Below are 13079 nucleotides of genomic sequence, written 5' to 3' on the forward strand. Positions count from 1 at the left end.
CACAAACAATCAGCAATCCCTCCTTATTATTTCTGATTAAAATAACTCCCCCAACAATGCATCAAAACGCTAACTCCTACCGAATCAACAGCCAATTCCTCTTCTTAAATATACCTAAAAACACCATCAAAAACAACGTCTTCAACGAAAAAACAACGATCAACACCTTTATAATTATTAATATTCTTTAACATTTTTGTTAAATATTAAGATAAAAGGGGTAAATTTACAGAAACCATAATAACATATTTATTAACCAAAAACCGTCAAACAATGAAAGGAGCTATTATCGGGGACATCATCGGATCGGCATTTGTTAACAACAAGAAGACCCCCACCGACTTCCAGTTATTCAAACCCATCTCTTCATTTACCCAAGACACTGTTTTAACGATGGCAACAGCTGAAGCAATCTCTAACGAGTTATCGTTTGAAGACTGCCTAAAGAAATGGGTTAAAAAATACCCATACGCAGGCTATCAACGCAATTTCAAAGAATGGGTAGACTCCAATACACCTAGACGCTTTATTGGTAATGGTGACGGAGCTGCACGAAGGATCAGCCCCATTGGACTGGCAGCAAATAGTTTAGAAGAAGCCTTGGCAAAGGCAGAAGAAGTAACGACCCTAACACACAACCAAGCAGTAAAAATAAAAGCTTCCAAAGCAGTTACGGCATCCATATATTTGGCAAAAATCGGAAAAAATAAAAGTTATATAAAAAAATATATTGAAAAGGCCTTCGGATACAACTTAGAAAACAGTCTTGAAAAGTTACACCAGGAAGTAACCAGTAAAAACCTTCCCACACCAGCACCTGCTGCCATCACTATTTTCTTATGGTCAGACAATTACGAAAATGCCATCCGTAAAGCCGTATCTATTGGCGGTCCCAGCAATACTATTGCTGGCATTACCGGAGCTATCGCACAAGCTTATTACAAACACATTCCCCGAAGTATTATCCGCAGAGCGTTAAATCGCTTAACGCCCGAAATGGAAAGATTAATAAATGCTTTTGAGGAAAAACATTTGAAGATACTGATGGGAAAAAAGGAGATATCTATTAATCTACATTAAATGCGAAAAGTGCTTTAGAAAATCTATTGAAGTTTACATACATCATAAGGGTTAAATATAGACTATCCCCTAAAAAAAACACCCCGGCTCCAAGATATGAAGCGGGGGTGTTACGTATATTTTAGCGATGTACTAAAAGATTGCCTTCCTATTATACAATGGCCACATCCAACACCTCTTTAATGCTATTTACATAATGAAATTCCAAGCCTTCCACATAAACATCCTTAATTTCACCCACATCTTTCATATTATCTTTGGAAAGAATAATCTCCTTAATTCCAGCTCTTTTTGCTGCTAATATTTTCTCCTTAATACCACCAACAGGGAGCACCTTTCCTCTTAAGGTAATCTCTCCGGTCATGGCAATACGTTTTTTCACTTTCTTTCCGGAGAAAGATGATACAAGAGCAGTTGCCATTGTAATTCCGGCCGATGGTCCATCTTTAGGTATCGCACCTTCCGGAACATGCACATGAATATTATTCTCCTCAAACATTTTGGCTTCAATTCCAAAAACTTTACAATTTGATTTGATATACTCCAGGGCTAATACGGCCGATTCCTTCATGACATCACCCAGGTTACCGGTTAATGTAAGCTTCCCATTACCCTTGGACAGACTAGATTCTATATACAAAATCTCTCCTCCTACCGCAGTCCATGCCAAACCGGTAACCACTCCTGGAACATGCGTATCCTGCCATTTCTCTTTAGAGAAACGTTGCACCCCTAGATTCTCCTTAATATCATCCACCGATATCGTCTTTTTAAACTCCTTATTGGTAGCAATTTTAAGGGCATACTTACGTGCCAGTTTAGCCAAGACCTTATTCAATTCCCGCACGCCAGATTCACGTGTATAGTTCTCAATCACAAAGGCCATTACTTTTTTAGATAATGAGACTTTACTTTTTGCGATACCATGATTTTCAAGCTGATTAGGCCAAAGGTGCCGTTTAGCGATCTCAGTTTTCTCATCCAAAATATATCCACTCACTTCGATCAGTTCCATCCTATCCAACAATGGTTGAGATATGGTACTCAAGGTATTGGCTGTAGCGATAAAGATAACCTTAGACAAGTCAAAATCCACTTCCAGAAAGTTATCATGAAAATTTTCATTTTGCTCGGGGTCTAAGACCTCCAATAAAGCGGCAGCCGGATCACCATGGGCACTACTTCCAATCTTATCGATCTCATCCAGAATAAAAACAGGATTTGCACTCCCTGTTTTTTTAATATTCTGAATAATACGTCCGGGCATAGCCCCAATATAGGTTTTTCGATGCCCTCTGATCTCTGACTCGTCATGCACGCCACCAAGTGACATTCTGGCATATTTTCGACCCAAAGCAGCAGCTACCGATTTTCCTAAAGATGTTTTTCCAACCCCCGGAGGGCCATACAGACATATAATAGGAGACTTTAGGTCACCCCTCAGTTTAAGCACTGCCAGATGTTCCAGTATACGTTCCTTCACCCCATCCAGGCCAAAATGATCCCTATCCAGGATTTTTTCTGCGGAATCCATGTCAAACTTATCCTTGGTATATTCATTCCACGGAATATCCAATAATGTTTGCAGGTAATTATATTGAACCGAGTATTCACCCGTAGCAGGATTTAAACGCTCCAGCTTATCAAGCTCTTTGTAAAACAATTCGGACACCTCTTTTCCCCACTTCTTTTTCTTGGCCTTTTCTTTGAGTTCTCTCACCTCCTGCTCAATAGGACTGGAACCCAACTCATCCTGAATTGTCTTCATCTGTTGATGAAGCATATATTCACGTTGTTGCTGATCAATATCCAACTTCACTTTACTTTGGATATCATTTTTAAGTTCCAATAGTTGCACCTCACGAGTCAGGTGTTCCAGCAACTTCATTCCTCTATCTCTCAACTCATCAATCCCTAAAAGTCCTTGCTTATCCTTAACCGATATTTCGGTATTAGAACAAATAAAGTTGATTAAGAAAGATGAGTTTTCTATGTTTTTCACGGCAAAAGATGCCTCTGGCGGGATATTGGCCGAATACTTTATAATCCTCAATGACAAATCTTTCAATGAACCTACCAGCGCTTCATAATCACGAGATTTATCATCTTCGGGTGTCACATCTTGCAGTTGCGACACCTTAGCTTTAAGATAAGGTTCTGTGGTCACAAATTCTTCCACTTTAAAACGAACCTTTCCCTGGATAATAGCCGATGTAGAACCATCAGGCATTTCCAGCACTTTTATAACCTTAGCTACCGTACCTATTTTATACAGATCCTCTTCCTTAGGATCTTCCACTTCGACCTCTTTTTGAGCCACGGCACCAAAAACGCCGCCATTACGCTGCACTTCCTTTACCAGCTTCATCGATTTCTCACGCCCTAAAGAAATGGGAACAATGACACCCGGGAACAACACCGTATTTCGTAACGGCAAGATAGCCATGGTATCAGGCATCTCGAAATCAGTCACATCCCCCTCATCCTCATCGGAAACAATAGGAATAAATTCCGCATCCGACTCATAATCCTCATTTAATCCTAAATTATCTATTGAGATTTTAATTTCATTCATAATATTGCAATATGTCTTGAACAGTGTCATGTTGTCACACTATTGGCAACTTCAACACAGTTCGTTGTATTGGCAATAGGTATGCCAAAATAATTTTTCGCAGTTCCACACACCAATTTAATGTTACAAAAAGAAGATCATACCAGAATGATAGGTATAAAAAAAGCTTCGGTTATACCGAAGCTTCAAGAAAGTCAAGCTATAATAAGCCTATTTTTTTTTGCTATCCATGTGTTTTTGATATCTGTTTCTAAACTTATCAACACGTCCTGCTGTATCAACAAGTTTCATCTTACCAGTGTAAAAAGGGTGAGATGTATTAGAGATCTCAAGTTTCACCAATGGATACTCTACTCCGTCAATTTCAATTGTATCTTTGGCGTTTGCTGTAGAACGAGTAATAAAAGTTTCCTCGTTTGACATATCTTTGAAAGCAACCAAGCGATAATTATCCGGATGAATTTCCTTTTTCATTTTCTTAACTCTTTAATATTCAAAAAACTTAACGGACTGCAAAGGTAAATATTAAAATCTAACCTGCAAAAGAAAAAGCAAATATTTACAAAGAATTGCCTGATTTGCCTTTAGCCCAATAAAGACGCAGCACTCACAGCCAATTATTACACCTTAGACCGAACCACCCGTTCCTTGGCATCGCGAGGAATGGCTGATGCTCTGACATTTTTTCTTTTGCTTGGATCAAATATTAAACGATAGGTGATATGCTTTTTTGAAAACTCAGCACCCATTGAATCCTGTAGGGCCCTCATCTTTGGGTTAAAGTCCCCTACCCACGACAATTCCATCTCATCATACCAAGTCCTGGAAAAAACGGGCTTACGCAAATGATAAAACAACCCGGACTCCACGCCCGACTTTTGAAATTTGGTTTTTACACCAAGAATAACGACCCGTAATCGGGTCATTGTATTTTTACGCTTTAGCCATAAAAACCTCAGTTTATTTAATAAATTCAGCTTTCCATTAAAACGTTTAAAAATCTGATTGACATCAGGATACATCAATATGAAACCAATAGGTTCATTTTTGTAATATGCAAACCACAACAATTCCTCCAAGGCAATGGGCTTGGCTTTATCAAATGAAGGCTGTACCTTTTCCTTGGTTAAGGGGGTAAAATTTTCATGAAATTTCCAGGCATCATTATATATCTCAATCATATCTTCGATATATTTATCCTTCTGATTCCAGGTTAAGTGCCTGAATTCATAATCTGGCTTTTTACCTATCCATTCGGCTATCTTCCAGAATCTTTCCGGAAACGGTTTTTTCAAATCCAGTCTATTGGTCACCTGCTCAAAGTAATTTACAAAGCCATAGGCTTCATAAAAAGCTTTATAATAGGGAGGATTATATTGCATTCCATAGGTAGGATCTGTAAATCCTTCCACCAGTAAACCCCAAAAATTATCGTTCTCTCCAAAGTTAATGGGACCATCCGCAGCTTCCATACCTTGCGACTTTAGCCATTCCACCCCCGCATCAAACAATGTAAAAGCTGCTTTCTGATCATTTACACATTCAAAAAAACCCAATCCTCCTGTAGGCTGTTCATACCCGTAGGCTTTTTTTTCATTTACAAAAGCCGCTATTCGTCCAATCACCTCACCTTTATCCTTAAGTATAAAACGAATCGCAGAACCTTGTTTAAAAAAGACATTTACCTTTGGGTTAAAAATATTTTCAATGTCGGAATTTAAGGGTCTCACATAATGTTTATCCCCCTTATATATTTTCTCAACCACATTTAAAAAACCAGCTCTTGTGGCCTTATCTTCAACAACTAAAATCTGCATATTGAAACTAAATTTATTTTTACAACAAGAGCTAAATAACCACAAAGCCAATTATAAAGACAAATACTACATATCAAAATGCTTAGATTTGTTACTCTGAAAAGATATATTTGAAAGATAATTGGCAGGCATCACCCCTTGAGCGCATAAAGCTATAAAAATTGTACCTCCTACAAAAACATGTAACCCGCAAAACTTAGAATTTATACCACGAATTATAACTCGATGGAAATTTAAGCTGTATTCCTTTATGAAAATATTCATTTTTTGCAGCAACGTATTCATAATTACGCTCCCATTCTAGCGCATTATGAGCCACCTGCTTAACGGCCTCAATTATATAGTCTATTTCTTCTTCTGAGGTAGTTGGATGCACCGACAAACGAACCCAACCAGGCTTTTCAGACAAATCTCCTTTATTAATTTTACTGGTAATTTTATTTGAGGTATAATAATTCACGTGGAGCAAATAATGCCCATAAGTACCCGCACAGGAACATCCCCCACGCACCTGAATCCCAAAATAATCATTCAACAAGCGAACCACCAGATTAAAATGCAAACCTTCGAGGTAAAAAGATATGGCGGCAATACGCTCATCCATATTATCCGCGAGAATGTGCATTCCGGGAATTTCACGGAAGGCCTTCAATATCCTGGCCACCTGAGCTTCTTCCCGTTCACGCATTTTCTGACAGTTCATCTCTTCCTTCAGTTTAATACTCAAGGCAGCTTTAATGGATTGCAAAAAACCGGGCGTACCTCCATCTTCACGTGCCTCAATATCATCCACATACCTGTATTTACCCCAACGATTTGTCCAATCCACAGTACCACCGCCAGAATTATCTGGTGCATGATTGTGATAAATAGAACTATTGAATACCAGCACTCCTGAGCTACCAGGTCCTCCCAAAAATTTATGCGGTGAAAAATAAATAGCATCAAGCCCCATCATCGGGTTTTCAGGATGCATATTAATATCCACATATGGTGCTGAAGCTGCAAAATCCACGAAACAAAATCCACCATGCTCATGCATTATCTGTGCTAATTCAAAATAGGGCACCTCAATACCAGTCACATTAGAACAGGCCGAGAACGCTCCTATCTTCAATGTTCTGTTTTCGTATTTTACGATTTCCTTCCTTAGAGATTCCGGGTTAACCAATAATTCTTTATTAGGTTCCAACACCACCACATCGGCATTTGATTCCAACCAGGAGGTATGATTAGAATGATGTTCCATATGCGTAATGAACACCACCGGACGATGCTCGGGAGGAATACTGTAATAACGCTGTGCCTGTTCAGGAACGCGCATTCCCAGAATACGTTGCAATTTATTAACAACGGATGTCATACCCGAACCCGCAGTAATGATAATATCATCGTCATTGGCATTTACATGTTGTTTGATGATATGATGCGATTGCTTATAGATATTAGTCATTATCATACCCGTATCGCTGGATTCGGAATGGGTATTGGCCACCATCGGCCCTATCTTATCCCTCAGAATATTTTCAATGGGCAGATAGAGTCTTCCACTGGCAATCCAATCGGCATACAAAAGAGGCTTCATACCCAAAGGCGTTTCGATTTGGGCATCATAACCAATCGTATTTTCTCGATACTTCTTAAAATGCGCTTCGTGCTTCAGCATAAGTTAAATATTTTGCCTTAAAGATAGACATGCTAACTGGAAAAATTACTGATTTTTATTATGATCTCGACATTCTAATACTACACACCCTCTTATATTCCACCACTTTTCACAAAAGCTATTTCGGTCTTCACATCCTCAATAAGCCATGCTCCATTTACAGGATGCGACAATCCTGTAACAAAATCTTCGACCCGGGTCATGCACAAAGCAGATTTCCTGCATACCTGCCTTAAAAATCGCCCTTGAACTCTCTGAGTAAATCGATTACTAGAAGAAAGACGCTGCTCTATCAAACCTATGTACTTATTCACCTCCATCAAGTCCATCCCTCCTCCTCGTTGCAAAAAGACAGCTAAGCCTACCCAAACCGAGTCCATCAAAAATGCATGATCACCCTTCAACCAATCTTCTGCCAAGATTTTCAAATCGGGCAGCCGCCATAACAAATTAGAACCCAACTGTTCTGCAATTTCGCCATGGTGCAAAAGCAATGCCCATTCTTCCATCCATTTTTTATTATCGGGTAACGGATCTGCGATCATAGTGGCCAGGATCATGGTTTCCCTAACCTCTCTACTCCAAAGACGATCTGCCAATTTATTGTCACCACCATATTCTTTGGCCACCTTTCTAAGCCATAAAATACTGGCCCCGTAATTTAGCTGATAATCCAACCCCCGCTCCTTCATCTGTGAAGAAACATCTCCATCCATAAGCTTTTTCAAGCGCCGTATTATCTCGTCCACTTTATTGGATGTATCATCCTGCATATAAAATCTCATTCTTCTAATATGTTATAATTAACTAAAATTCAAGCACAAATAGCACCAGACACAATTTTATTGATTTTTTTTAAAGAAAACACTTGCAAATCTAGCAATTTTAATATTATCTTTGCATCGCTTTTAGCAAAAGATGGTGATTGTAGCTCAGTTGGTTAGAGCGCTGGATTGTGGTTCCAGAGGTCGCCGGTTCGAGACCGGTCTTTCACCCAAAAACAAAAAAACGCAGTTTTCGAATCAGAAAGCTGCGTTTTTTGTTTTTATTTGTCCAATATACGAAGCAGTTCCTTGACTTCGTCAAAAATACACCATACATTTGCTTAAGGACGAGAAAATCGGCATTGATTACACACCTCCTTGGCAAAATAACAAAGGTAGCTTTACCGGCTACCTTTTTTTTATTTTGCTCAAAACACGATTCTTTTTGAACAAATAAGAGCATATCAGATTTTTATTTATATTGTTCAAGCTAAATTGAAAGTACCACATGAGAGCCATCCTATACCATGCCAGCATTTGCCTTCTAACACTAACACTGAACACGCTGGCAAAAGCACAGAATGTCCTGGATAAAATATCGAAACTCGAAGAAGCGGTATTTACCATAACCTCTTACGATAAAAACGCCCATGAAATCAGATCTCGCACAGGATTTTTCATCAGCAACGATGGTATTGCCTTGGCACCTTCCAGCATCTTTTTAGATACAGACTCCATATCACTTACCCTCCGAAATGGCAGGACCTACAGAATTGCACAAATGATATCCTCCCACGAGATGGCTAATCTAAGCATGTTTAAGGTCTTTGATCATAGAGGGAAGGGTTTTGATTACATCATTCCCTCCCAAAGTACTGAAAACGAGAACAACGAGGTTCTAATATTCAGCGATCCCAAAGAAGCCCAAGGTGGGGTAAGTCTGGGAGTTGTTTCCCAGGTTTTTCAAGCACCCTACCTGAACCGTCTGGTAAAAATAGATTCCGACTATGGAGAGCGCTCTTCGGGAGCTCCGGTAATCAACGACACTGGCGAACTCATAGGCATCGCCCACTTCTTAAAGAAAGGCAACATGCACCTATTTGCGAGCACCCATATTTTAAACGACACCCTTTGGGCAAACCATACCACAACAAAGAACTGGAAGACGTTAAAAAGACAAAAAGACATTGAGTTACACTCCTACATGCTGGATGGCATTTCCCATTTCATCCATTTGCAATGGGTGGATGCTGCCAGAGACTTCACATCCTATCTCAAAAACGACAGCACCAATGTAGCAGCCCACATACTCAGAGGCGAAGCCCGAAGGCGTTATGAAAATTTCATTGGCATGCGATTAGATTATGACTACGTCAAGCACCTACATCCAGATCACTTTCTAATGCACTATTATGAAGCCCTGGACCATATAAGAAACAAAAACGACAAAGAAGCGTTTGTCAGTCTCATAGCCAGCATCGAAAATTATGAGTATTTTTCGCCCGCTCTGGTTGAATTTGGACTATTGGTTATTAAACTAAGAAATGACATTGAAACAGCCATGAAATGCTACGACCAGGCCATCAAAACCACCCCTTTATATGCAAATGGCTTTTACGAAAGGTCCCGTTTGAAGATACAATACTTCGACGACAAAGAAACCGCAATGGAAGACATTAGCCGAGCCATACAGCTAAACCGTCGTTTACCCGGAGCCTTTACCATCAGAGGAACCCTACAAATACAATCTGAAAATTATTTGGAAGCCATCACCGATCTGGACAAGGCTCTTAACATTGATCCAAGCGACACCCATGCACTTTTTAACAGAGGCCTGGCCTATTATAACTTAGGCATGAAACAAAAGAGCTGTAAAGACTGGGATACAGCAGGACAATTGGGCCACTACAAGTCCACCAAATACCTATCCAGATACTGCAATAAAACCCCCATCAGAAGGAGTCAGCGCTAAGTATTCTTTTAGCTAAAAAAAAAGACTAAATTTGCCAAAAAACAATATAATGACAACTATTGAACAGCTAAAAGATTTAGCGGGACGCCAGCTGGCGTTAAGGAGGTATCTTTGACATCGACCGCAAAAAAATTGAGATAGAAGAAGAGGAGATGCGTTCGCAGGCTCCTGATTTCTGGAATGATGCAAAGTCTGCAGAAACCCATATGCGGATGCTCCGCGAGCTCAAGGCATGGGTTAAAGACTACGAGGAAATCGAAACACAAATAGAAGATCTTCATGTGCTATTCGACTTTTTAAAGGAAGGAGAAGCCGGGCAGGAAGATATAGATACCCTATTTGTTGACACTTTAGAAAAAACGGAGGCCTTAGAACTTAAAAACATGCTTCGTCGAGAGGAGGATAAGTTAGGTGCTGTTTTAAAAATCAATGCAGGTGCTGGAGGCACAGAAAGTCAGGACTGGGCTGAGATGCTCATGCGAATGTATATTCGTTGGGGGGAAAAACACAAATACAAAGTAAAGGAAGTAAATTATCAAGCAGGTGACGATGCAGGTATTAAAACGGTCACGCTACAATTTGAAGGAGATTTTGCCTATGGCTATTTAAAGAGCGAAAATGGGGTACACCGACTTGTTCGCCTATCACCATTTAATGCTGCCAATAAGAGGATGACCTCCTTTTCTTCAGTCTTCATCACTCCTTTGATCGATGACACCATTGAAATTGAAATTAATCCCTCGGATATTTCTTGGGAGACATTTCGATCAGGAGGTGCCGGTGGTCAAAATGTAAACAAAGTAGAAACAGGCGTACGCTTACGCCATGCGCCAACAGGAATCACCATTGAGAACACCGAATCGCGCTCTCAACTGGGCAATAAGGAAAATGCCATGCGACTTTTAAAGTCCCAGCTTTACGAGATGGAGCTACGTAAACGGATGGAAGAGCAAAATAAAGTTGAGAGCAACAAGATGAAGATAGAATGGGGTTCACAAATCCGATCCTATGTTTTTCAACCGTACAAAATGGTAAAGGATCTACGCACCAATGTAGAAACATCCAATGTACAAGCTGTGATGGATGGCGATATCGACTTATTTACAAAAGCCTATTTAATGGAATTTAGCGGCAAAAAGGAAGAATAAGCTTATTTATCAAAACATATTCTAATAACTTTAAAACACATCAGATGATAACAATGCTTCATAACCCTCGGTGTTCCAAAAGTCGTATGGGACTGGAATACCTAAAAGAAAAAGGCATTACGCCCATCATAGTAAAATACCTTGACACACCCTTAAACTACGAAGAGCTAAAACAGATATTGCAAAAGCTCGATATGAAACCTCTGGAACTAATCAGAACCAATGAAGATTATTTCAAGAAAGAGATCAAGGGGAAAGACTTTTCTGACGAAGAGTTGATTCATGCCATGGTTGAACATCCTAAACTCATAGAACGCCCTATTGTCATCAATGGCTCCAAAGCTGTTGTAGGCAGACCCACCGAAAAGATAGAAGAAGTAATATAAAATAATTCCATGCAGTGAACAAAGGCACCAATAAGTACAACTTTGTTTCACTGCATGGAAAACACTAGAAACCTCTGCTCTATTGTATCATTACTTTATGATTTGAGACCTGTCCATTATAATTAATTCTTACAATATAAATTCCTGGATTTAGCTTGCTCACATTTACTGTCCATTCATCCGTTTCAACGGAATGACGAAGCACCAGACTTCCTAAACTATTATAAACTTCACAGGTAGCTCCTCTCACTTCTTTTACAACAAAATAGTTGGATGCTGGATTCGGATAAATCATATTTTCAGCCCCTTTTTTAGCCGAATAAATATCATTACTTATATCACCCTGATAAACTTCAACCTCAGCTAAATTTAAAGTCGTTTCGTTATTCATCTGCACTCTTACGAAACGCCCAGACACATTCTCCGCCTTTGTTGTCACCGCAAAATCAGGATAAGATGTAAAAGTTTCGCTATGGGTAATGACACCTTCACTATTCATAACAGAAACCGTAAAATCTGACAATCTGGTCTGGCAACAATCATCAGTGCGATTATATATTTTAATATCACCAATGACTTGGTTTGAGCCCAGATCCACTTGCCACCAAGGGTTGGAACCATCCGTATCCACAAAGGCAACAGTAACAGATCCACTTCCCCAATTACCATTTGTATTCCCATCAATAGCCAACGAGGCAGGAGAGTTAGCTCCTGTAGTTGATTGTGTAGCCACTCCGTTGAGCGCCAGATTCACTCCTTTTGTATAATTTTTCAAACACATGGACATTATTTCGTCACCAGCTGTACTGATGGAACCATCGGTCAAACTAATTGTATTCCATATATTATACAAAACCAACCCATCCACTTCATACTCCAGAGCTTTTTCTAAACGCGTACCATTCCCTTTGGCATCATTATGGTTTACTTCGGAATCCCATACCGGCAAATTCTTGGCTTCAGCCGCAGCAATAAAAGTGGGCCAGGAGCTATGATTAAAACCCAAATTATGCGTAGCAGCCACCGTAATATAATCACTTATATCCGTATTATTAAAAACATCTATACTTGCTGGAATACCCCAAACACAAGGCCCTATGAGCTCAGCTCCATTAACATTATTATAAAGAGAGGCATAGATCGTATTCATCTGAGCTGTACTCCAAGCTACATCAGGCCTACCATCTTCGTTAAATGGATTAATCCATTTACAAGGATATTCTGCGGCAAAATCCTTGATTCTATTAATAAGCGTATTGGTGGCTTCTTCATCATCCAAAACAGAAACCATATCTCCATTTAAAATGCCATTGGCAATACGATGGCCTCCACTCGACTGAGCTGGGTTTGCAAAAATAAGGAAACCTTCATCAACCGCTTTGTTATAAAAGTAATCAAACATCTCTTTGTTGGGATTCAGCCCTTCGGCATAAATAGGAATACGTATCCCATTTACACCCAAATTCTTCATCCCTTCAATGAGATTGTCGGCTTGCGTTTCTGTGGTAATTTGATCAGAAATAAAAGCCTGCTTTACATCTCCCAACACATAATCCATGTCATTGGTATAAATAGTACTTTGTGCATTAATAGAAAAAACAACTATTAAAAAGAAAAAGAATAATGTAGAATGTTTCATTTTTTTAAATTTTTATACTTAAGAGTAGACTA

At 39.5% G+C, this 13079-nt stretch carries 10 protein-coding genes and 1 tRNA gene; 5 read left to right on the forward strand and 6 right to left on the reverse strand.

Annotated features, from left to right (window positions below):
* Positions 1 to 273: 273 nt before the first annotated feature.
* Positions 274 to 1080 carry an ADP-ribosylglycohydrolase family protein gene (locus CYTFE_RS26900; protein WP_044211910.1) on the forward strand — a complete coding sequence of 269 codons (807 nt, stop codon included), beginning with the start codon at positions 274 to 276 and terminating at the stop codon, positions 1078 to 1080.
* A gap of 151 nt (positions 1081 to 1231) precedes the next feature.
* Here the strand turns inward: CYTFE_RS26900 and lon are convergent, their stop codons facing one another.
* The 5 genes from lon to CYTFE_RS28900 form a co-directional block, all read right to left on the reverse strand.
* Positions 1232 to 3655, reverse strand: coding sequence for an endopeptidase La (lon, locus tag CYTFE_RS0116400; protein ID WP_027472682.1), 2424 nt, complete (start codon positions 3653 to 3655; stop codon positions 1232 to 1234).
* A gap of 210 nt (positions 3656 to 3865) precedes the next feature.
* Positions 3866 to 4129 (reverse strand): type B 50S ribosomal protein L31, encoded by a 264-nt coding sequence (locus CYTFE_RS0116405; protein WP_027472683.1) that lies wholly within the window; start codon positions 4127 to 4129, stop codon positions 3866 to 3868.
* Positions 4130 to 4275: 146 nt separating this feature from the next.
* Positions 4276 to 5472 (reverse strand): hypothetical protein, encoded by a 1197-nt coding sequence (locus tag CYTFE_RS0116410; RefSeq protein WP_027472684.1) that lies wholly within the window; start codon positions 5470 to 5472, stop codon positions 4276 to 4278.
* Between the two features lie 196 nt (positions 5473 to 5668).
* Entirely contained in the window at positions 5669 to 7138 is a 1470-nt protein-coding gene (locus tag CYTFE_RS0116415) for an aminotransferase class V-fold PLP-dependent enzyme (protein WP_027472685.1), read from the reverse strand.
* Between the two features lie 92 nt (positions 7139 to 7230).
* Positions 7231 to 7923: a DNA alkylation repair protein gene (locus tag CYTFE_RS28900; RefSeq protein WP_052343246.1), complete on the reverse strand. Its 693-nt coding sequence runs from the start codon at positions 7921 to 7923 to the stop codon at positions 7231 to 7233.
* A 135-nt stretch (positions 7924 to 8058) separates the two neighbouring features.
* Here CYTFE_RS28900 and CYTFE_RS0116425 point away from each other — a divergent pair.
* The 4 genes from CYTFE_RS0116425 (at position 8059) to arsC (ending at position 11408) form a co-directional block, all read left to right on the forward strand.
* Positions 8059 to 8134: transfer RNA gene (locus tag CYTFE_RS0116425), tRNA-His, on the forward strand.
* Positions 8135 to 8410: 276 nt separating this feature from the next.
* The gene (locus tag CYTFE_RS0116435) at positions 8411 to 9874 is read left to right on the forward strand and encodes a S1 family peptidase (protein WP_027472687.1); all 1464 of its coding nucleotides are present in this window, start codon (positions 8411 to 8413) and stop codon (positions 9872 to 9874) included.
* A 49-nt stretch (positions 9875 to 9923) separates the two neighbouring features.
* A protein-coding gene (gene prfB / locus CYTFE_RS0116440; protein WP_152541641.1) for a peptide chain release factor 2 occupies positions 9924 to 11022 on the forward strand; the annotation gives its coding sequence in 2 pieces (ribosomal slippage) (positions 9924 to 9986 and positions 9988 to 11022; 1098 coding nt in all).
* A 44-nt stretch (positions 11023 to 11066) separates the two neighbouring features.
* Entirely contained in the window at positions 11067 to 11408 is a 342-nt protein-coding gene (arsC, locus tag CYTFE_RS0116445; RefSeq protein ID WP_027472689.1) for an arsenate reductase (glutaredoxin), read from the forward strand.
* A 79-nt stretch (positions 11409 to 11487) separates the two neighbouring features.
* Here arsC and CYTFE_RS28905 read toward each other — a convergent pair whose 3' ends face one another.
* Positions 11488 to 13047, reverse strand: a complete 1560-nt coding sequence (locus tag CYTFE_RS28905; RefSeq protein WP_027472690.1) for a galactose-binding domain-containing protein — start codon at positions 13045 to 13047, stop codon at positions 11488 to 11490.
* Positions 13048 to 13079: the final 32 nt, after the last annotated feature.

It is taken from the genome of Saccharicrinis fermentans DSM 9555 = JCM 21142 (assembly GCF_000517085.1).
In the GTDB taxonomy this organism is placed as follows: Bacteria; Bacteroidota; Bacteroidia; order Bacteroidales; family Marinilabiliaceae; genus Saccharicrinis; species Saccharicrinis fermentans.